Annotated in this window: 20 protein-coding genes, 1 tRNA gene and 1 riboswitch; of the genes, 17 read left to right on the top strand and 4 right to left on the bottom strand. The window is 62.2% G+C overall.

Translation table 11 applies throughout. From position 1 onward, the window contains the following. Window positions 1–143: 143 nt before the first annotated feature. On the bottom strand, window positions 144–626 hold the full coding sequence (gene nrdR, locus PQQ86_RS02730; protein WP_027799387.1) for a transcriptional regulator NrdR: 483 nt from the start codon (window positions 624–626) through the stop codon (window positions 144–146). A 6-nt stretch (window positions 627–632) separates the two neighbouring features. After that, window positions 633–1,880: a serine hydroxymethyltransferase gene (gene glyA / locus PQQ86_RS02725; protein ID WP_408264741.1), complete on the bottom strand. Its 1,248-nt coding sequence runs from the start codon at window positions 1,878–1,880 to the stop codon at window positions 633–635. A gap of 166 nt (window positions 1,881–2,046) precedes the next feature. Continuing rightward, window positions 2,047–2,155: riboswitch (ZMP/ZTP riboswitch) on the bottom strand. Between the two features lie 238 nt (window positions 2,156–2,393). On the opposite strand from glyA, the gene ydfG reads away from it, so the two are divergent. The 11 genes from ydfG (at window position 2,394) to PQQ86_RS02670 (ending at window position 10,781) form a co-directional block, all read left to right on the top strand. After that, window positions 2,394–3,140 (top strand): bifunctional NADP-dependent 3-hydroxy acid dehydrogenase/3-hydroxypropionate dehydrogenase YdfG, encoded by a 747-nt coding sequence (ydfG, locus tag PQQ86_RS02720; RefSeq protein WP_408264739.1) that lies wholly within the window; start codon window positions 2,394–2,396, stop codon window positions 3,138–3,140. A gap of 70 nt (window positions 3,141–3,210) precedes the next feature. After that, window positions 3,211–3,690, top strand: coding sequence for a tol-pal system-associated acyl-CoA thioesterase (ybgC, locus tag PQQ86_RS02715; protein ID WP_408264737.1), 480 nt, complete (start codon window positions 3,211–3,213; stop codon window positions 3,688–3,690). A 155-nt stretch (window positions 3,691–3,845) separates the two neighbouring features. Further along, window positions 3,846–4,523 (top strand): protein TolQ, encoded by a 678-nt coding sequence (gene tolQ / locus PQQ86_RS02710; protein WP_012431821.1) that lies wholly within the window; start codon window positions 3,846–3,848, stop codon window positions 4,521–4,523. Window positions 4,524–4,533: 10 nt separating this feature from the next. Continuing rightward, window positions 4,534–4,977, top strand: coding sequence for a protein TolR (gene tolR, locus PQQ86_RS02705; RefSeq protein ID WP_175052153.1), 444 nt, complete (start codon window positions 4,534–4,536; stop codon window positions 4,975–4,977). After that, window positions 4,974–5,966, top strand: a complete 993-nt coding sequence (gene tolA / locus PQQ86_RS02700) for a cell envelope integrity protein TolA (protein WP_408264735.1) — start codon at window positions 4,974–4,976, stop codon at window positions 5,964–5,966. Before tolR ends, tolA begins: the two co-directional genes overlap by 4 nt. A 139-nt stretch (window positions 5,967–6,105) precedes the next feature. Next, on the top strand, window positions 6,106–7,398 hold the full coding sequence (gene tolB / locus PQQ86_RS02695; protein WP_012431818.1) for a Tol-Pal system beta propeller repeat protein TolB: 1,293 nt from the start codon (window positions 6,106–6,108) through the stop codon (window positions 7,396–7,398). A 32-nt stretch (window positions 7,399–7,430) separates the two neighbouring features. Continuing rightward, complete coding sequence (gene pal, locus PQQ86_RS02690; RefSeq protein WP_035552920.1) at window positions 7,431–7,940, top strand: peptidoglycan-associated lipoprotein Pal; 510 nt, start codon at window positions 7,431–7,433, stop codon at window positions 7,938–7,940. Window positions 7,941–7,959: 19 nt separating this feature from the next. Next, the gene (gene ybgF, locus PQQ86_RS02685; protein WP_408264732.1) at window positions 7,960–8,709 is read left to right on the top strand and encodes a tol-pal system protein YbgF; all 750 of its coding nucleotides are present in this window, start codon (window positions 7,960–7,962) and stop codon (window positions 8,707–8,709) included. A gap of 195 nt (window positions 8,710–8,904) precedes the next feature. Further along, a tRNA-Lys gene (locus tag PQQ86_RS02680) sits at window positions 8,905–8,980 on the top strand. 423 nt (window positions 8,981–9,403) lie between these two features. Next, the gene (locus tag PQQ86_RS02675) at window positions 9,404–9,775 is read left to right on the top strand and encodes a hypothetical protein (protein ID WP_408264730.1); all 372 of its coding nucleotides are present in this window, start codon (window positions 9,404–9,406) and stop codon (window positions 9,773–9,775) included. Between the two features lie 193 nt (window positions 9,776–9,968). Then, complete coding sequence (locus PQQ86_RS02670) at window positions 9,969–10,781, top strand: mechanosensitive ion channel family protein (protein WP_408201062.1); 813 nt, start codon at window positions 9,969–9,971, stop codon at window positions 10,779–10,781. Between the two features lie 169 nt (window positions 10,782–10,950). On the opposite strand, the gene PQQ86_RS02665 is transcribed toward PQQ86_RS02670, so the two are convergent. Then, complete coding sequence (locus PQQ86_RS02665; RefSeq protein WP_408264728.1) at window positions 10,951–11,625, bottom strand: DedA family protein; 675 nt, start codon at window positions 11,623–11,625, stop codon at window positions 10,951–10,953. Window positions 11,626–11,898: 273 nt separating this feature from the next. On the opposite strand from PQQ86_RS02665, the gene mutL reads away from it, so the two are divergent. Both mutL and miaA read left to right on the top strand, forming a co-directional pair. Beyond that, window positions 11,899–13,932: a DNA mismatch repair endonuclease MutL gene (gene mutL, locus PQQ86_RS02660; protein ID WP_408264726.1), complete on the top strand. Its 2,034-nt coding sequence runs from the start codon at window positions 11,899–11,901 to the stop codon at window positions 13,930–13,932. Window positions 13,933–13,975: 43 nt separating this feature from the next. Next, window positions 13,976–14,932 (top strand): tRNA (adenosine(37)-N6)-dimethylallyltransferase MiaA, encoded by a 957-nt coding sequence (gene miaA / locus PQQ86_RS02655; protein ID WP_408264724.1) that lies wholly within the window; start codon window positions 13,976–13,978, stop codon window positions 14,930–14,932. A gap of 71 nt (window positions 14,933–15,003) precedes the next feature. Here the strand turns inward: miaA and purM are convergent, their stop codons facing one another. Beyond that, on the bottom strand, window positions 15,004–16,059 hold the full coding sequence (purM, locus tag PQQ86_RS02650) for a phosphoribosylformylglycinamidine cyclo-ligase (protein ID WP_408264722.1): 1,056 nt from the start codon (window positions 16,057–16,059) through the stop codon (window positions 15,004–15,006). Window positions 16,060–16,218: 159 nt separating this feature from the next. On the opposite strand from purM, the gene PQQ86_RS02645 reads away from it, so the two are divergent. From PQQ86_RS02645 to pcnB, 4 genes are all read left to right on the top strand, one after another. Further along, window positions 16,219–17,295, top strand: coding sequence for an AI-2E family transporter (locus PQQ86_RS02645; protein WP_408264720.1), 1,077 nt, complete (start codon window positions 16,219–16,221; stop codon window positions 17,293–17,295). Between the two features lie 93 nt (window positions 17,296–17,388). Further along, window positions 17,389–18,162, top strand: a complete 774-nt coding sequence (gene hda, locus PQQ86_RS02640) for a DnaA regulatory inactivator Hda (protein WP_408264718.1) — start codon at window positions 17,389–17,391, stop codon at window positions 18,160–18,162. Further along, window positions 18,155–18,841 carry a histidinol-phosphatase gene (locus tag PQQ86_RS02635; RefSeq protein ID WP_408264716.1) on the top strand — a complete coding sequence of 229 codons (687 nt, stop codon included), beginning with the start codon at window positions 18,155–18,157 and terminating at the stop codon, window positions 18,839–18,841. Before hda ends, PQQ86_RS02635 begins: the two co-directional genes overlap by 8 nt. Then, window positions 18,838–20,415: a polynucleotide adenylyltransferase PcnB gene (gene pcnB, locus PQQ86_RS02630; protein ID WP_408264714.1), complete on the top strand. Its 1,578-nt coding sequence runs from the start codon at window positions 18,838–18,840 to the stop codon at window positions 20,413–20,415. The genes PQQ86_RS02635 and pcnB overlap by 4 nt, the downstream gene beginning before the upstream one ends. Window positions 20,416–20,420: the final 5 nt, after the last annotated feature.

The raw sequence follows: 20,420 nt of genomic DNA, 5'->3' as shown, positions 1-20,420 counted from the left end.
CGGCCGAATGGCCAGGTGGCACTCAGACGCTATCCCGCGCAAAAATGCACGCGTAACGAACCATAACGGGAGCGGAGATGCAGATGCGCGAACCTACGCAGCGGAAAACAGAACCTGGCGCCCAACTTCAGGCGCGACAGCAATCAGCGCTTGCGGGACGGCTTGGGAGGAGAAGAGGCGCGGCGAAATTCTTCGATCACGTCCTCGAATTCGGAGACGTCTTCGAAGCGCCGGTAGACAGAGGCGAAACGAACATAGGCAATCGTATCGAGCGCACGCAACTCGTTCATCACGAGTTCGCCGAGGCGCTCGCTGCGCACCTCGCGCTCGCCGCTGCCGAGCAGTTGATACTCGATGCGGGCGACTGCCGCGTCGATCGCGTCCGCTGCCACCGGGCGCTTACGCAGCGCCAGTTGCATGCTCGCGACGATCTTGCGGCGATCGAATTCCGTGCGGCTGCCGTCCTTCTTGACGACCGACGGCAGCGCCAGCTCGACCCGCTCATACGTCGTGAAACGTTTGTCGCAGGCCGGGCAGCGGCGGCGCCGGCGAATCGTCGCGCCGTCTTCGGATACGCGGGAATCCACAACTTGCGTATCGGCGTGACGGCAGAAGGGGCAGTGCATGGCGGCTTAGCGGTAAACCGGGAAGCGCTGGGTCAGCTCGGCGACTTGCGCGCGCACACGTTCGATCGTGGCTGCGTCTTCCGGGTTGTCCAGCACGTCGGCGATCAGGTTACCTACCTGCTCCGCTTCCTTGACGCCAAAGCCGCGCGTGGTCATGGCCGGCGAGCCGAGACGCACACCGCTCGTGACGAACGGCTTTTCCGGGTCGTTCGGAATCGCGTTCTTGTTGACCGTGATGTGCGCCGCGCCGAGCGCCGCTTCCGCTGCCTTGCCGGTGATCTTCTTCGCACGCAGGTCGACCAGCATCACGTGGCTTTCGGTGCGACCAGACACGATGCGCAGTCCGCGCTTGACCAGCGTTTCAGCCAGCACGCGCGCGTTCTTGACGACCTGCTGCTGATACGCCTTGAACTCCGGCGACAGTGCTTCCTTGAACGCGACAGCCTTACCGGCGATCACGTGCATCAGCGGACCACCTTGAATGCCCGGGAAAATTGCCGAATTGATCTGCTTTTCGAACTCGGCTTTCATCAGGATCACGCCGCCGCGCGGGCCGCGCAGGCTCTTGTGCGTGGTAGTGGTGACGAAATCGGCGTGCGGCACCGGGTTCGGGTAGACACCTGCGGCGACGAGGCCGGCATAGTGCGCCATGTCGACCATGAAATACGCGCCGACCGACTTGGCGATCTTCGACATCCGTTCGAAGTCGATGCGCAGCGAAAACGCCGACGCGCCGGCCACGATCAGCTTCGGCTTGTGTTCCTGAGCCAGCTTCTCGGCAGCGTCGTAGTCGATGTCTTCGGCTTCGTTCAGGCCATAGCTCACCACGTTGAACCACTTGCCCGACATATTGACCGGCGAGCCGTGCGTGAGGTGACCGCCGTGCGCGAGGCTCATGCCCATGATCGTGTCGCCCGGCTTGAGCATGGCGAAGAACACGCCCTGGTTCGCCTGCGAGCCGGAGTTCGGCTGCACATTGGCGGCTTCGGCGCCGAACAGTTGCTTAACGCGGTCGATCGCCAGCTGCTCGGCGATGTCGACAAATTCGCAACCGCCGTAGTAGCGCTTGCCCGGATACCCTTCGGCGTACTTGTTGGTGAGTTGCGAGCCTTGCGCAGCCATCACGGCCGGGCTCGTGTAGTTTTCCGACGCGATCAGTTCGATGTGCTCTTCCTGACGGCGGTTTTCCTGCTCGATGACCTTCCAGAGTTCAGGATCGACGTTGGCGATGGTGCTTTGGGCTCTATCAAACATACGGATTCCGTTGAGTGTGTGCAGGTTGACCGGATCGTGCGCCGAATCTTGCGTAGAGGGTACGCAGCGCTGCTGGCGGCTGGGCCAGCCCTGACGTGGCGGATGGAGAGTCGCCGCACACGCGAGGCAGGACAGCCACCGTCAGCGCAGATCAATGCGCGCGGATCACGGCTGCCCAGGCGAACGGCAAAACGGCTCCCTGCGCTTCACGGTGGGTTGCTCCACCTTGAACCCGATTGCTCGAATCGGTTCTATCGCCAGTCACGCAGGGATGAGCGCGTTAGTTTATTGGAAGAGGATCGAATAGGCAACCGGCTTCCTGCCGGGCCAGCGGGCGCCCGCGAAGCCGGTCCTGGCGCCGCTGCGAGCGGCGCACAAACGTCTGACGAAAGCGCGCCTGGGACCCGCTCCGCGTCATTGCCCCAGCCGCTCGTACGGCTGGTTCATCCTTGCCGCAGCGCCGCATTGCAAGTAGGCTTGGGACCTTTCTCTCTTACCAACCAGGGAACTGCAATGATCGTGTTCGTCACCGGAGCGTCCGCAGGATTCGGCGCCGCTATCGCTCGTGCTTTCGTCAAAGGCGGCCATCGTGTCGTCGCCACCGCGCGCCGCAAGGACCGCCTGCAGGCACTCGCCGACGAACTCGGCGACGCCCTTCTGCCGTATGAGCTCGACGTGCGCGACCGCGCCGCCGTCGAGGCCGTGCCGGCCTCGCTGCCCGCCGATTTCGCCGCACTCGACGTGCTCGTCAATAACGCCGGCCTCGCGCTCGGCATCGAGCCGGCGCAAAGAGCGAGTCTGGACGAGTGGAACACCATGATCGAGACCAACTGCACGGGCCTTGTGCAGGTCACGCATGCACTCCTGCCCGGCATGGTGGAGCGCAACCGCGGGCACATTTTCAATCTGGGCTCGGCGGCCGGCAACTGGCCTTACGCGGGCGGCAACGTGTACGGCGCAACCAAGGCGTTCGTGCGCCAGTTCAGTCTGAATCTGCGGGCCGATCTGGCCGGCACGGCACTGCGCGTGACCGACATCGAGCCGGGCCTGTGCGGCGGCACCGAGTTCTCGAACGTGCGTTTCCGTGGCAACGACGAAAAAGCGGCAAAGATGTACGAGAACGTACAACCGCTGACACCCGAAGATATCGCCGACTCGATCTACTGGATCGCCACGCGCCCCGCTCACGTCAACATCAACACGATCGAACTGATGCCGGTGGCCCAATCCTTCTCCGCTTTGTCCGTGCATCGCGGCTGAAATCCCGGCTGAGGCCCGCCAGGCGGGGCGCACATCTTGAAACAGACCTCGGGGTGTGCGTTCCGGTAAAATGCGCCGCATGAATATGTCGACCAGCCAGCCCGGCACGGAAATCGGCTTCACGTGGCCAATCCGCGTGTACTACGAAGATACCGACGCCGGCGGCATCGTGTTTTACGCGAATTATCTGAAGTTTTTCGAACGTGCGCGCACCGAATGGCTACGCGCGTGCGGCGTCGACCAGAACCGTCTCGCCGGCGAAGCGGGTGCAATCTTCATCGTGCGCAGCACCGCAGTCGACTATCGGGCACCCGCCCGGCTCGACGATGTCGTCAAAGTGGTGAGCCGAATCGAACGTCTTGGCCGCGCGTCTGTCGATTTTGCGCAGGAAGCGTGGCGGGACGGCACGCTGCTTGCTACCGGTTCCATCCGGGTCGGCTGCGTCGAGCGCATTGCGCTACGGCCCGTCGCGATTCCTCCACCGGTTCTTGCGGCTTTACGACGAGGGCCGGGCGCGAACGACGGTGGCATGTCAACGGACAACGACTGAACCCCGTTGTTACGGGACCAGTGAACTCGTATCGATCAAGCAACACAAAGCATGGTTCGGCTTGCAATATCGCCGATGCTTCCGTTTTGCTCACGGCAAGCTTCGAGTGGCCTTGCAGCCGGACGCCCCCTTCCGGGACGTTAAAACGAACCTTTATGAACACTACACAAGATCTGTCGATCGTTTCTCTCGTACTCAATGCGAGCCTGCTGGCGCAGGCCGTCATGGCGCTGCTGCTTCTGCTGTCGCTGTTGTCGTGGACTTTCATCTTCCGCAAGTGGTTTGCGATCCGCCGGGCGCGCGCGCAAACTGAACGCTTCGAACGCGATTTCTGGTCGGGCGGCGACCTGCAGGCGCTCTATCAGAGCGCCGCGAACAACCGCCACACGATCGGCGCACTGGAACGGATTTTCGAGTCCGGCATGCGCGAATTCCTGAAGGGCAAGGAAAAGCGCCTGAACGATTCGGGCGCGATTCTCGACGGCGCACGCCGTGCCATGCGCGCCGCGTTCCAGCGTGAAATGGACGTGCTCGAGGCAAATCTGGCGTTTCTCGCATCGGTCGGCTCGGTCAGCCCGTATATCGGTCTGTTCGGCACGGTGTGGGGGATCATGAATGCGTTCCGCGGTCTCGCCAACGTGCAGCAGGCTACGCTTGCGAACGTCGCGCCGGGCATTGCCGAAGCGCTGACCGCCACCGCAATCGGCCTGTTCGCGGCGATTCCGGCCGTGGTCGCCTACAACCGCTACGCACACGACATCGACCGTCTGGCGATCCGCTTCGAGACCTTCATCGAAGAGTTCTCGAACATTTTGCAGCGTCAGGCACAGTAAGGAGTCCACGATGGCAGGCTCTTCCTCCAGCATGCGCGGCTCCCGTCAGCGCCGCGCGATGGCCGACATCAATGTCGTGCCGTACATCGACGTGATGCTCGTGCTACTCGTGATCTTCATGGTGACCGCGCCGCTCGTCGCCCCGTCGATCGTCAATCTGCCGACCGTCGGCGGCGCCGCGCCTCAGCAGCAAACCCCGCCGGTGATCGTCAATATTCGCGCAGACGGCAATATGAGCGTCAAATACAAGGACGACGCGGGCGCGCAGCAGCAGGAAGACATGACCAAGGCCGATCTGCACGGCTTTATCGCCGACCGCGCGCAGTCGCACCCTGACCAGCCTGTCGTGATCGCCGCCGACAAAACCGTGAAGTACGAAGTCGTGATGAACGTGATGTCCGAGTTGAAGGCTCAGGGTGTCAAGCGCGTTGGATTGCTCGTCAAATCACAATGATCCGCAAGAATTCCGAATACCCGCTTCAGCCACCGCGTGAACGCGGCACTTGGCGAGCCTTTGTGTTCGCCCTGGTGATGCACGCGCTGCTGGGGTTCTTCCTGTATCACGGCATTCAATGGCAGAACAGCACGCCCGAAGGTGCGGAAGCAGAACTGTGGACCGAGGTGCCGGATTCGGCGATTCCGCGCCCGCCCCCACCGCCGCCTGTGCCGGTTGCCCCTGCCCCGCCGCTGCCGGATGAACAGGCCGATATCGCGCTGCAGGAAAAGAAACGCCAGCAGCAGGAAGCGGCCCGTCAGGCGCAACTGGCCGAGCAACTGCGTCAGCAGAAGCTGCAAGCCCAGCAGGAAGCCGAGGCGAAGCGCCAGCAGCAACTGGCGGCCGATCAGGCTGCGCAAAAAGCAGCGGCGGCCAAGCAGAAACAGTTGCAACAACAGCAACAGCAGCAGGCCGACAAGCTGAAACAACAGCAATTGGCCGATCAGCAAAAGCAGCAGCAGGAACAGCAGAAACAGGCCGACGCTGAGGCGCAGAAGAAGGCTGATGCACAGAAAGCGGCGAAGGCCAAGGCTCAGGCCGATGCAGCGGCGCAAGCCAAGAAGCTGGATGCGGAACGTCGTGCGCGGCTTGCACAGATGCAAGGTTCGGCAGGCGCCCCGGGTTCGACTGGCAATGGGCTCGCGAAGAGCGGCACGGGTAGCGGCTCAGGTGGCACGGCAACATCGCCGGGTTACGCTGATAAGGTACGTCGTGTGGTGCGCCCGAACATCTCGTGGGGCGGCGAAACGGAAGGTCTGGAGACCGTCATCTCCGTGCGCTGCTCGCCGACAGGCACGCTGCTGGACGCGCAGATCGCGCGCAGCAGCGGCAACTCGGCGTGGGACGATGCGGCACTGCGTGCCGTCCAGCGTTCCAATCCGATGCCTCAGGACATCGACGGGAAGACGCCGACCAGCTTCAAGATTACGTTGCGCCCGGCAGGTTGATTGCAATAGTTTGACAGTCAGTTGACAGCAGGCGCCGCGCCCCGCCCAGCGCGGCGCGCCCGGGAACGAATTAGTTGTTTTCGGGTCTCTCTGCTGTCATGAAGTGTTAGTAAAACCGTTTTTGGGGAAACCATTCAGCATGAGTTTGATGACCAAGCTAGGCCTGCGGACACTTGTAGCATCGTGCCTGATCGCCGTCGGCGGCGCCGCCCACGCACAACTCAACGTCCTCGTGACAGGCGTCGGGTCCACGCAGTTTCCGATCGCAACGGCGAATTTCGCCAATGAAGCGAACTCGCCGCAGCAGGTCAGTACGATCGTGCGTCAGGATCTGCAACGCAGCGGTAAATTCACGAATATCGACGCGGGTAGCACGCCGGTCGCGGAAACCGATTCCGTCGACCTCGGCAGCTGGAAGGCCAAGGGCGCCAACGCGTTTGTGTCGGGCAGCGTGAATCGCTTGCCGAACGGCCAGTACGAAGTGCGCTTCAAGCTGTACGACACCGTCAAGGGCGAAAGCCTGGGTGGCCTCGTGCTGGTGAGCCCGGAAAGCGGCTTGCGCATGAGTGCGCACAAAGTCGCGGACTATATCTACGCGAAGCTGATGGGCGGCCGCGGCGTGTTCGCCACGCGCCTCTCGTACGTCATCAAGACCGGTGGCCGTTATCAGTTGCAGATCTCCGATTCGGACGGCCAGGACGCGCACATCGCGCTGTCGAGCCCCGAGCCGATCATCTCGCCGGCATGGTCGCCGGATGGCACCAAGGTCGCTTACGTATCGTTCGAAAAGAAGAAGCCGATCGTCTATATCCACGACCTGCCTACGGGCCGTCGCGTGGTCGTATCGGACCAGAAGGGTAACAATAGCGCGCCGGCGTGGTCGCCGGATGGCCGCACGCTGGCCGTCGCGCTCTCGCGCACCGGCAACACGCAGATTTTCGCCGTCAATGCGGACGGCAGCGGCCTCAGGCGCCTGACGCAAGGCAGCTCGATCGACACTGAACCGTGCTTCTCTCCTGACGGCCAGTCGATCTATTTCACCAGCGACCGTGGCGGTCAACCGCAGATCTACAAGATGTCGGCCCAGGGCGAGAACGCCGGCGCCGCGCAACGCGTGACCTTCACGGGCAGCTACAACACCAGCCCGCGTGTGAGCCCGGACGGCAAACAGCTCGCCTATATCTCGCGCGTCGGCGGCGGCTTCAAGCTGTATATCCAGGACCTGCAAGGCAATACGGCAACGGGCCTGACGGACACCACACATGACGAATCGCCGAGCTTCGCGGCGAACGGTCAGTACATTCTTTACGCCACACAGGTGAACGGCCGTGGCGTGTTGGCCGCAGTATCGACCGACGGTCGCACTCGGCAGGTCCTGTCCGTTCAGGGTGGCAGCGTACGCGAGCCATCCTGGGGCCCGTTTATGCAGTAACGTTGATGCAATAACACAAGGAGAGTAACAAAATGATGTCAAAACTTCGTTTCGCATTTGCCGTATTGATGGTCGGCGCGTTGGCCGCATGTCACTCGGGCGTCAAGCTCGACGAAAACGCTAACAAGGGTGGCGCAGTTTCGACCCAACCGAATCCGACCGATGTCGCTCAGGTCAACGTCGATCCGCTGAACGATCCGAACAGCCCGCTCGCCAAGCGCAGCATCTACTTCGACTTCGACAGCTACTCGGTCAAGGACGACTATCAATCGCTGCTGCAACAACACGCGCAATACCTGAAGAGCCATCCGCAACGTCACGTCCTGATCCAGGGCAACACCGACGAACGCGGCACCAGCGAGTACAACCTGGCACTCGGCCAGAAGCGCGCTGAAGCGGTGCGCCGTTCGCTGTCGCTGATGGGCGTGACGGACTCGCAAATGGAAGCCGTGAGCCTCGGCAAGGAAAAGCCGCAAGCGACCGGTCATGACGAATCGTCGTGGGCACAAAATCGCCGCGCCGACCTCGTGTACCAACAGTAAGTAACAGGTGATGAGCCGAATGACGCATCGTTTCTCCTGGCTGCGGTTTGCCGCAGCGGCCTGCGTCGCGGGCACGGTCTTCGCGGCCGTGCCCGCGCATGCGGGCATCTTCGACGACGATCAGGCCCGACAGGCCATTCTCGATCTGCGTTCGAAGACCGATAGCCTGTCGAGCCAGCTGTCGGCTGCACAACGCACGATCCTCGATCAGTCCAACCGCCTCGATCAGCTGAATCAGCAGGTCGCGACATTGCGTGGGCAGAACGAAGATATGGGCAACCAGCTCACCACACTGCAAAAACAGCAGAAGGACTACTACACCGATCTGGACACGCGGCTGAAGAAATTCGAGCCGCAGCAACAGACGGTGGACGGCGTCCAGGGTGAGGTGCAGCCGGGCGAAACCGATTCGTTCAATGCGGCTTCACAGCTGTTCCGCAACGGCGACTTCAAGAATGCGGCGGCATCGTTCCGCAGCTTCATCTCCAAGTTTCCGAACAGCCCTTACCAGCCGACCGCGCAGTACTGGCTCGGCAACGCGCTGTATGCGCTGCGTGACTACAAGGGCTCGACGGCGACCTGGCAAGGTGTGGTGGCCAAGTATCCGCAGCATCCGCGTGCGCCGGAAGCGCTGCTCGCGATTGCGAACAATCAGCTCGAGCAAGGTCAGAAGGCTGCGGCTAAAAAGACGCTGGAGCAGATCGTCGCGCAGTACAGCGGCTCGGACGTCGCGCAGTCGGCTCAGAGCAAGCTGTCGCAGATCAAGTAGTCGTACAAGGTTTGGCAGTTGACGTAACGCGCAGTGGCCACGCAGTCTTCAAATCAATAGTCACGCGCGCCTCTCGCTGAAAAGCCCGGAGTAGCGATACTTCGGGCTTTTCACTATCTGAAGTGCGGATAACTCGACCAACCGCCATGGGTTGACAGCCCATCGGTCCTATCGATATAATCTCGCTTCTCTTTTGGGTCGTTAGCTCAGCTGGTAGAGCAGCGGACTTTTAATCCGTTGGTCACAGGTTCGAATCCCGTACGGCCTACCAAAAGATTCAAGGGCTTGCACGCGTCAGCGTCGCAAGCCCTTTTCTTTTTGCGGCGCGAATCCGCGCGAGGTCTCGGCGAATCACGCCGTCACCGTTCGCCCGTATCGCCCCAACCGAATGGCGTCGCGAGAAACGCCGATTGAGTGACGAGCGAAATCAGTGAAATCGGAACGATGTCGCCACACTCTTTACACGCGTGTGAAGCATTCTCACAGCGCCAATCGCAAAACCCCACGCAATCACGAGCCCCCTCTTACATCACAACTCTTCGATACGAAACAGATACAACGGACTCCGAACATTAATATTTATTGAGACATAAAGACGTGCAATGATCGCCGCCGATCTGCGAATCACGCTGCAACGCTGCGTGAGCGGACGCTTTGGCAACGCCGCAGCCCCCTGCGCTTTCATTCCGTCAATATGACCAATTTTCTGTTCGGCCTCGTCTCAAACCTCGTTTTGCTCGCTATCGTGCTGAGCACCTGTCATCTATGCAACCGGCTCGTACCCGGCGCCGGGCTCAATGGTGCGCACATTTTCGTCGCGCTGGTTTCGGCTGCCTTACTGCTCGACACCGCGCTGACCTTTCTCGTGTTCGCCGATGCGCAGAGCCGCTATGGCAAATTCAGCACGCCGACCGCGTTCTTCGAACGCGCCAGCGCGTATGTGCTTGCAGCCATTGCCGCATTGGCGTCGCACTACATGGTACGTCGCGCGCGTGCCGCCAAAACTAACCACAACACGCTGGTCATTCGCACGTCCCCGTATTCCGAATCTCATCTGCCGATGTAACCCCACGCGGCCCATTTTCTTCCATTACGCAATCCGCATCATCAACAGGAACGGTCCTTGCGGTTGCACGCGCCGTCGCGTATAACTTTCGAAGATCGAGATTTACCGTTTGTGCCCGTCGCCGGGCATTTGCCGCTGTATTGCACTACCGCCGTTCAATCAGTCGAAGGCAACTCAACCAGCGAGGAACATCTTGGATCTCGAAACCGTACGCGTATTCATCATGACCCGAGGCATTGACCTCGGCACCAAGGTACTCGGCGCAATCGTCTTGTGGATCGTCGGCCGATGGGTCATTGGCCTCATCACCGGCTTGCTTCGCAAACTGCTGTCGAAAAACGGCCGCGTCGATCCAACACTCGCTCATTACCTCGGTTCGATTCTCGGCGCCCTGCTGAACCTGATGCTGATCCTCGCGATCCTGCAGGTGTTCGGCGTCCAGACTACCTCGTTCGCCGCGTTGCTCGCCGGCCTCGGTCTCGCAATCGGCACGGCCTGGGGCGGCTTGCTCGCTCACTTCGCGGCGGGCATCTTCATGCAGGTACTGCGGCCGTTCAAGGTGGGGGATTTCGTCATGGCGGGCGGCGTCACGGGCACGGTCTCGGAACTGGGCCTGTTCGGCACGACCATCGTGACGCCCGACAATGTGGTAACCATCGTCGGCAACAACAAGATCTTTTCGGACACGATCTCGAACTACAGCGCATTGCCGGTGCGGCGCGTCGAGCTGACCGCGAAGATTGCGAACGGCGTCGATCCTACGGATGCGATGGTCCGGTTGAAGGCGGCTGTTACGCAGATTCCCAACGTGGCCGAGAGTCCCGCACCGGATATCGAAGTACTGAGCTTCACGCCGGAGGGACCGTTGCTGTGCGTGCGGCCCTACACGCACACTGACCATTACTGGCAGGTCTACTTCGACACCAATCGCGCGATCATCCAGACCTTCAAGGATGCAGGCTATCCGACACCGGAAACACCGATTGCACCGCGTATCGTCAGTTGAGCACAATCGGGGCTTAGGTCTCGGGATCGAGGAGGCTGACGTCCGCTAAGGTGAAGCGCTTTTTGCTGCCTCAGCGCTTCAGCTGATCGGAAGCCAGACCGCAAAACGAAAACGGCGTCGCGAGATTCGCGACGCCGTTTGTTCGTTCAGCTTCGTACTACGTGAAGCGTTAGCGGCTACCCGACTTGCCCACAGCGTTCTTGCGCGTCACTTTCCACAACGCGCCAAGCACAACCGGCACCACGGCCGCGCCGATACCCACCAGCACGATCAGGTTCAAATACTGCCGGATGAACGGAATGTTGCCAAAGAAGTAACCGAGGAACACCAGCAGCAACACCCAGAGCAACGCACCCAGGACGTTGAAAAGCTGGAACCGGCTAACCGTCATCTCCGACGCGCCCGCCACGAATGGGGCGAAAGTCCGCACCACCGGAATGAAACGCGCCAGCACGATGGTCTTGCCGCCATGCTTCTCGTAGAAGTTATGAGTCTTCTGCAGCGCGCTGCGGTCGAGGAAGCGTTCAAGGAAAGGGATGTGCGAATTGAACACCCGGGGCCCGATGGACCGCCCGACCATGTAGTTAACCGTGTTGCCGACGACCGCAGCGACGAGCAGCAGCACGATCAGCAAACCGAGATTCATTTCGCCGGTCGCACAAAAAGCGCCACCGATGAACAGCAGCGAATCGCCAGGCAGAAACGGCAGGACGACCAGCCCGGTTTCGCAGAACACGATCAGAAACAGCACCGCGTAGACCCAGGCGCCGTACTCGTGAATAAAGACTCCCAGAAACTTGTCGATGTGCAAGACAAGGTTGGCGAACTGTAGCAGCGTGTCCAAAAAGCGTCCTTTATTAAGCGAATGTGTGCGTGGCGGGAGCGGCCGCGTCAGCAGCCTTGCGGGCGATGAGCAGCGAGCGCATGCTCGCCGCCGGAAATTGACCGCGTCATGATACCGAAAGTGCCCGGCTGCGATTAAAAATCTGCCGCGCGCGGGCAATTTCGACGCCGTGCGGCGATTCGGCAGTTCTGCGGTCACCGGCCGCAAGACCGCTGCGATCCAACCCTTCAGCCCGCATCCAGCCTGTTCGCGCCGAATCGCTATAATTTCGCCATGTCAGAATTCTCCGAAACGCCTGCCCGCACCGCCGACGCGGTCGCAGTTTCCGCCGCCGCGCCCGTCCCACGCCCGTTGCGGGCGATCCTGCCCCTGCCCGATCAGTTGATCAGCCAGATTGCCGCCGGCGAAGTGGTGGAGCGGCCGGCCTCGGTGGTCAAGGAATTGCTGGAAAATGCGCTCGACGCGGGTGCGCAGACGCTGCGCATCCTGCTCGACGAAGGCGGCGTCAAACGCATCTCGATCACCGACGACGGCTGCGGCATCCCCGAAAACGAACTCGCGCTTGCGCTGATGCGGCACGCGACCAGCAAGATCCGCTCGCTCGCCGAACTGGAAGCAGTCGCCACGCTGGGGTTTCGCGGTGAGGCGCTGGCGTCGATTGCATCCGTCGCGCAGATGGCCATCACGAGCCGCACTGCTGACGCGCCGCACGCCGTGCGTGTCGACGCGCAGACGGGAGTGCTGAGCCCCGCCGCGGGCACCCAGGGCACCACGATCGAAGTCCGCGAGTTGTACTTCAATACGCCCGCGCGCCGCAAATTCCTGAAAAGCGAGCAGACCGAACTCGGCCATTGTCTCGAACAGATTCGCCGCGCTGCGCTCGCGCGGCCGGATGTGGCGATTTCGGTTCTGCATAACGGTAAGGCGGTCGAACACTGGAACGCCAGCGAGCCGCCAGCGCGGGTCGCGAAGATTCTTGGCGAAACCTTTGCGACGGCTCATTTGCCGCTCGACGAATCCGCTGGACCACTCGCCGTCTACGGCTGCGCCGGCCTGCCGACCGCGAGCCGCGGACGCGCCGATCAACAGTATTTCTTCGTCAATGGCCGGTTCGTGCGCGACAAGCTGCTCACGCACGCCGTGCGCGCCGCCTACGAAGACGTGCTGCACGGCGACCGCTATCCGTCCTACGTACTGTTTCTCGATCTGCCGCCAGAAGCGGTCGATGTGAACGTGCATCCGTCGAAAATCGAGGTGCGGTTTCGCGATTCCCGTTCGATTCACCAGTTCGTATTCCACGCCGTGCAGCGTGCGTTGGCGCGGCACGCGGGCGCGTCGCCGGAAACAACCGCCGGTGGGCATGCAGCGCATCTGGAAGCGTCGCCGGGTGGGCCGGCTTCGTTCGGCGCTACGCCGCTCGGCGGCGCGGGCGCTGGAAGCAGCGGTGGCTTTGGCACCGGTGCAGGCGCAGGCGGTTTTGGTGGCGGATCCGGATCCTCGCAGCCGGGCAATACCTGGATGCGCCAGGCGCGCATGACACAAGGCACGCTGCCGGTTGCTCAACCGTTGGCCTTCTACGACGCCCTTTTCGGCCGTAGAGACACGAACACCGGCACAGCGGAAGGCGCGACGCTCTTCGAAGCGCGCGACTCGGCTACGGAAGCGCAGTCCCCGTACAACACATCAGGGCCATACGCATCGCCTGCGTTCAATGCCTCAGACGAGCAGCCGCTCGGCTTCGCCCTCGGCCAGATTCACGGCATCTACGTGCTCGCGCAGAACGCGCATGGACTCGTGATTGTCGATATGCACGCCGCGCACGAGCGCATCCTGTACGAGCAGTTCAAGAACGCCTTGGCCGATCGCACGATCGCCGTGCAGCCGCTGCTGATCCCGCAGACCATGCAGGCCGATCCGATCGAAATCGGTACGGTCGAAGAAGAGCGCGACACGCTCGACGCACTCGGTTTCGATCTCGCCGTGCTGTCGCCGACCACGCTCGCGATCCGCGCCGTGCCTGCCTTGCTGAAAGACGCCGATCTGCAGGTGTTGGCCCGCGCGGTCCTCTCCGACCTGCATGCGTTCGGCGGTTCGCGCGTGTTGACCGAGCGCCAGCACGAACTGCTCGGCACGCTCGCGTGCCATCACGCGGTGCGCGCGAACCGGCGTCTGACGCTCGACGAAATGAACGCCCTGCTGCGCCAGATGGAGGCGACCGAGCGTGCCGACCAATGCAACCACGGGCGTCCGACGTGGTATCAGTTGACGCTGTCCGATCTCGATCGGCTGTTCATGCGTGGGCAGTGACGGTGCGCCTGATTACGTTGATTTGGCGCGCGCCGTCTTGCCCATGACCTCAAGCACTTCACGCACACCCACGCCGATCCCCTGCCTGCTCGGCCCGACCGCATCCGGTAAAACCGCTGCCGCGCTGGCGCTGGCCGCACGGCGGCCCGTGGAAATCATCAGTGTCGATTCGGCGCTGGTGTATCGCGAGATGAATATCGGCACCGCCAAGCCGACGACGGAAGAACGCGCGGTGGCGCCGCATCATTTGATCGACATCGTCGATCCGGCAGACGCATATTCGGCGGCAGAATTTCGCAGCGACGCGTTGCGCCTGATCGGCGAGATCAGCGCGCGCGGGCGGCTGCCGTTGCTGGTCGGCGGGACGATGCTGTACTACAAGGCGCTCACTCAGGGCCTGAACGATCTGCCGGCCGCCGATGCCGATGTGCGTGCGACGCTCGATGCCGACGCCGCACGCGACGGCTGGCCGGCAATGCATGCGCGGCTTGCCGCTGTCGATCCCGCTGCGGCCGCGCGCCTCGCGCCGAACGATTCGCAGCGAATTCAGCGGGCGCTCGAAGTTTTCATGCTGACTGGGCAAGCGATGTCCGCTTTGCTGGCTGCACCCGCTCGAACGGACGACGCCGCTTTAGCGTGGCGCTTCGTGCCTATTGCGTTGGAGCCTTCCGACCGGAGCGTGCTGCATGCGCGCATCGAAAAGCGCTTCGACGCCATGCTGGCCGACGGCTTTATCAACGAAGTGGTGAAATTGCGCGAACGCGGAGATCTGTTGCCCGAGATGCCGTCCATGCGCTGCGTGGGATATCGGCAGGTCTGGGAATATCTCGACGGGGCGGTCGATTACTCGACCATGCGGGATAAGGGGGTCTTTGCTACCCGGCAATTGTGCAAGCGGCAGCTCACATGGCTGCGCAGCATGACAGAGCGGGTTGTTGTTGATTGCTGCGACCCCAACGCTACCGGGCAGGTCGTGAGCTTGATTGAAGCGTTAATTTGAGGTCTTACCCGCGCGGCGCGTTCTTTCTGTACGCCGCGCAGGCAAACCAGCCTTTAGTCAAGCTGGGCTAGTTAGATGACTACCGTCTGGGCTTCACCGGCTGCGCTTTCGCGAATCACGCCGATCTTCCAGACCTTCTCGCCGGCAGCCGACAAAAGCCCGATCGCCGCATCGGCATCGGCCGCGGAAACCACGACCGCCATCCCGATCCCGCAGTTGAACACGCGGTGCATTTCCGCATCCGCCACGCCGCCGTGCTTTTGCAGCCACGAGAACAGCGGCGGCATCGGCCAGCCACGATGATCCAGCTCAGCCGTCAGACCTTCACGCAAAACGCGCGGAATGTTCTCGACCAGGCCACCGCCGGTGATGTGCGCCATACCCTTCACAGCGATCTGCTGCATCAAGGCCAGCAACGGCTTCACATAAATATGCGTAGGCGCCATCAGCGCATCGGCCAACGAGCGGCCATCAAAATCCGCGTTCAGATCCGGCTGCGCGCGCTCGATGATCTTGCGCACCAGCGAAAAACCATTCGAATGGATACCGCTGGAAGCCAAACCCAGCACCACATCGCCCGGGGCGATCGTGCTGCCGTCGATAATCTTGCTCTTTTCCACCGCGCCGACCGCAAAACCGGCCAGATCGTATTCACCGTCCGGATACATGCCCGGCATTTCAGCCGTCTCGCCACCGATCAGCGCGCAGCCGGACAGTTCGCAACCCTGCGCGATGCCCTTCACGACCGTTGCCGCCGTAGCGACGTCCAGCTTGCCGCAAGCGAAATAATCGAGGAAGAACAACGGCTCGGCGCCCTGAACCAGAATGTCGTTCACGCTCATCGCCACCAGATCCTGGCCGACGGTGTCGTGTTTGTTCAGTTGGAATGCGAGGCGCAGCTTGGTACCGACACCGTCCGTACCCGAAACCAGCACCGGCTCCTTGTATTTCTTCGGCACTTCAAACAGCGCGCCAAACCCGCCGATGCCGCCCAGCACGCCGTCGCGCATCGTCTTTTTGGCAAAGGGCTTGATCGCGTCGACAAGGGCGTCGCCCGCGTCGATGTCCACGCCAGCGTCGCGATACGACAACCCTTGGGCGTCAGGGGCGGATTTCGGTTGATTCATGGGGAAGGGCAAGAAGGTCGGTAAAATGCGATTTTACCCGATGCCGACCAGAGTTGGCGCTTCAGCGCTTACTCTGGTCCCATACAGAGTTGCCGGCCGTCTGGCTGGAATTTGAATCATCCTGAATCTTCCGGTCGGGACGACACCTGGGAAACAACTTTGCAACAGAACCCCTCGATCCTGACGCCCGTGCAGCGCCGCGCCTTCATCTGGCTGGCGATCGCGCTGGGCGTCGGCATTCTGCTCTGGCTCCTGAGCCCGGTCCTCACGCCATTCCTGCTCGGCGCCATTCTCGCGTACATTCTGCAACCGGGCGTCGCGTGGATGGTGCGCCGGCGTGTGCCGCGCGGACTCGCCGCCTTGCTGATGATGCTGCTGTTCTCGTTGCTGATGACGCTGCTCGTACTGCTGGTGCTGGCCGTCATCCAGAAAGAAGGACCGCAGTTGAAGCAACAGGTGCCCGTGCTGTTCGCCCACGTGAGCGCCTGGCTACAACCCAAGCTTGCGCTGCTGGGCCTCGCCGACTCGCTCGATTTCGCCAGCATCCGCGATCTCGTGATGGGCCAACTCGAAGGTAGCGCGCAGCAAGTCGCGCTCTACGTATGGACGTCCGTTCGCACCAGCGGCAACGTGATGATGACAGTGGTCGGCAACCTCGTGATGGTGCCGCTCGTACTGTTTTATCTGCTGTACGACTGGAACCGCATGCTCGCTCGCATGCAGATCGTGGTGCCGCGCCGTTGGCTCGACAAGACGCTGCAACTCGCGCGCGACATGGATCAGATGCTGTCGCAATACCTGCGCGGCCAGTTGCTCGTGATGGCGGTGCTCGCGGTCTACTACGCGATTGCGCTGACCATCGCCGGCTTCGAGATCGCGCTGCCGGTGGGTATTTTCACGGGCCTCGCGGTGTTCATCCCGTACATCGGTTTTGCAACCGGTCTCGCGCTGGCGCTGCTCGCGGCGCTGCTACAGTTCGGCGACTGGTACGGTTTCGGCGCGGTCGCGCTGATTTACGGCGTCGGCCAGATCGTGGAGAGCTTTTATCTCACGCCGCGCCTCGTCGGCGAACGGATCGGCCTGCACCCGCTCGCGGTAATCTTCGCGTTGCTCGCGTTCGGTCAGCTGTTCGGCTTTTTCGGCGTGTTGCTGGCGCTGCCGGTCAGCGCCATTCTGTCGGTAGCCATGCGCGAGTTGCGCCAAAGCTATCTGACGAGCACGCTTTACAACAACTGAGTCACTGACTGCTCTTTGACTGTTTATGGACGTTTTAGGGCCCGCGATTCGGGCCATTTGCGGCCTGAGCCTCATTTTCGGCATTAACCTACTGTGCTTCGTCAACTGACGCTCGATCTCGGCACCCCGCCGCCATCGACATTCGACAATTTCTTCGCCGGCGCCAACGCCGAGCTGGTCACGCGGCTGCGCGAGCTCGACAACGCGCTCGCGGCCGGGCCAGTGGCCGATCGCACCTTCTATGTCTGGGGCGAAGCCGGCAGCGGCCGCACGCATCTGCTGCAGGCGCTGGTCCACGAAGCGCCGCCGGGGCATGCACGTTTTGCCGGTCCGCAGAGCAGCCTCGCCGCTTTCACGTTCGACCCGCGCGTCGCGCTGTATGCGATCGACGATTGCGACGGCCTGTCCGCGGCGCAGCAGATTGCCGTCTTCAACCTGTTCAACGAAGTGCGCGCGCATCCCACCAGCGCGCTCGTCGCCGCCGGCAATGCGCCGCCGATCGGCATGACGGTGCGCGAAGATCTGCGCACGCGCCTCGGCTGGGGGCTCGTGTTTCATCTCGCGCCGCTGCCGGACGAAGGCAAGGCCGCGGTGCTGAAACACGCGGCACGTGAGCGCGGCATCATGCTTGCAGACGACGTGCCCGCTTACCTGCTCACGCATTTTCGCCGCGATATGCCGAGTCTGATGGCGTTGCTCGACGCGCTCGACCGCTTCTCGCTCGAACAGAAACGCGCGGTTACGCTGCCGCTCCTGCGCACCATGCTGGCCTCGCCCGACGCCGACGATCGGCGAACGGTGCCCCCTTCATCCGCCTCATCCGCGTCCCCCGCCGCCGCTTCAAGTAAAATAGGCCCCCATGGCTAACCTCGCACTCTTCGACCTCGACCACACCCTCATTCCCACCGACAGCGACCACGAATGGGGCCGCTTCATGGTGAAACAAGGCATGGTCGACGCTGAAAACTTCGCTCGTGAAAACGACCGCTTTTTTGCCGACTACAAAGCCGGCAAGCTGGACATTCACGCTTATCTGATCGCCATGCTTACGCCGCTCGCGAAATACACGCGCGCGCAGCTTGCCGGGCTTCACGCGCAGTACATGCATGAAGTGATCAAGCCGGCGATCTTTCCGGTCGCGCTGGAACTGGTCAGGGAGCATCGTGAAGCCGGCGATCTCTGCTGCGTGGTCACCGCGACCAACGAATTCATCACCCGTCCGATCGCGCAGGCGTTCGGCGTCGACGCGCTGATTGCCTGCGAAGCGGAAACCGTCGACGGCCAGCCGCATTCGCCGTACACCGGCCGCCCCATCGGCACGCCGAGCTACAAGGAAGGCAAGATCGTCCGTACCGAGGCGTGGCTGGCATCGCTTGGCAAGACCTGGAGCGACTTCGAGCACAGCTATTTCTATAGCGACTCGCACAACGACATCCCCCTGCTCGAAAAGGTCACCGATCCGATCGCGACCAATCCCGACGACACATTGCGCGCCCATGCGCAGGCCAAAGGCTGGCGCATCCTCGAACTCTTTCAACCCTCGTGATCAAAAAACTTATCCGCAAGCTATTCGGCCAGGACTCGGCGCCCGCTGACGACACCCCGCCCGCCGAAGCAGACGAAGCCGGCGAGGCGCCGGCACGCAACGCGTCCAGCGCCACCAAAGCGCGCCGCAAACCGGCGCGCCCTGTCGCCAAAACCGTGCGGGACCCCGACGTGCCGGTCATCATTCCGCACGACGTACATGGCATCGATCAGTCGCTGATCTCGAGGAACGCGATTCGCGTCACCGAGGGTCTGCAGGAAGCGGGACATCGCGCGTTTATCGTCGGCGGTGCGGTGCGCGATCTGCTGCTCGGCATCAAGCCGAAAGACTTCGACGTCGCGACCGACGCCACGCCCGAACAGGTGCAGAAGCTGTTCCGCCGCGCACGCATCATCGGCCGCCGGTTCCAGATCGTGCATGTGCAGTTCGGCCAGGAGATCATCGAAACCTCGACGTTCCGCGCGCTGGTCGATCCGCCCGCGGCCGACGCCGCGCCGCCGCGCCGCCTGAAACGCGACGAGCTCGACCGCCGCACGCATGCAGTGGACGCCAGCGGCCGCGTGCTGCGCGACAACGTCTGGGGCGAGCAACACGAAGACGCCACACGCCGCGACTTCACGATCAACGCGATGTACTACGATCCGGCCACGCAAACCGTGCTGGATTATCACAACGGCATGGCCGACATGCGCGCGCGTCTGCTGCGTATGATCGGCGATCCGGCCACGCGTTATCGCGAGGATCCGGTGCGCATGCTGCGTGTGGTGCGTTTTGCCGCCAAGCTCGAGTTCGAGATCGAAGACACAACCCGCGCGCCGATCGCCAAAATGGCCGATCTGATCAACAACGTGCCGGCTGCTCGTCTGTTCGACGAGATGCTCAAGCTGATGCTGTCGGGCCACGCGCTCGCCTGTTTGAAGCGTCTGCGCCAGGAAGGCCTGCATCACGGTTTGTTGCCGCTGCTTGACGTGGTGCTGGAACAGCCGATCGGCGAGAAATTCATCACACTCGCGCTGACCAATACGGACGCCCGCGTGCGCGCCGGCAAGCCGGTTTCGCCAGGCTTCCTGTTCGCCACGCTGCTGTGGCACGACGTGCAGACGCGCTGGCAGCAATTTGAAGCGAACGGTGAGTATCCGGTGCCGGCCCTGCATCGCGCGATGGACGAAGTCCTCGACATGCAAACCGAGAAACTCGCGATCCACAAGCGCTTTTCGTCGGATATGCGCGAGATCTGGGGGCTGCAGCTGCGCCTCGAGAAACGCTCGGGAAGAAGCGCGCTGAAGTTGCTGGAACACCAAAGATTTAGAGCGGGGTATGATTTCCTCCTGTTGCGCTGCGAATCGGGCGAACTCGAAGAGTCGGTCGGTGGGTGGTGGACGGAGTTCATCGAAGGAGACGTCGCTGCGCGTGAGACTTTGCTCACGCAAGGCGGGAAGGACCGAAGCCCCAGAAAACGACGGCGGCGCAGCAGTGGCGCCAGGAGCCGCAAACCGGGCGACGGAATGGAGGGCGGCACGCAAGCCGAACGCACAGCCAGCGATGCGGGTCATGACGGCCCGCACGAAGACTGACACAG

The sequence above is a fragment of the Paraburkholderia sediminicola genome (assembly GCF_046026675.1).
Lineage (GTDB): Bacteria > Pseudomonadota > Gammaproteobacteria > Burkholderiales > Burkholderiaceae > Paraburkholderia > Paraburkholderia sediminicola_F.
This window is presented reverse-complemented; position numbering and strand designations above follow the sequence as displayed.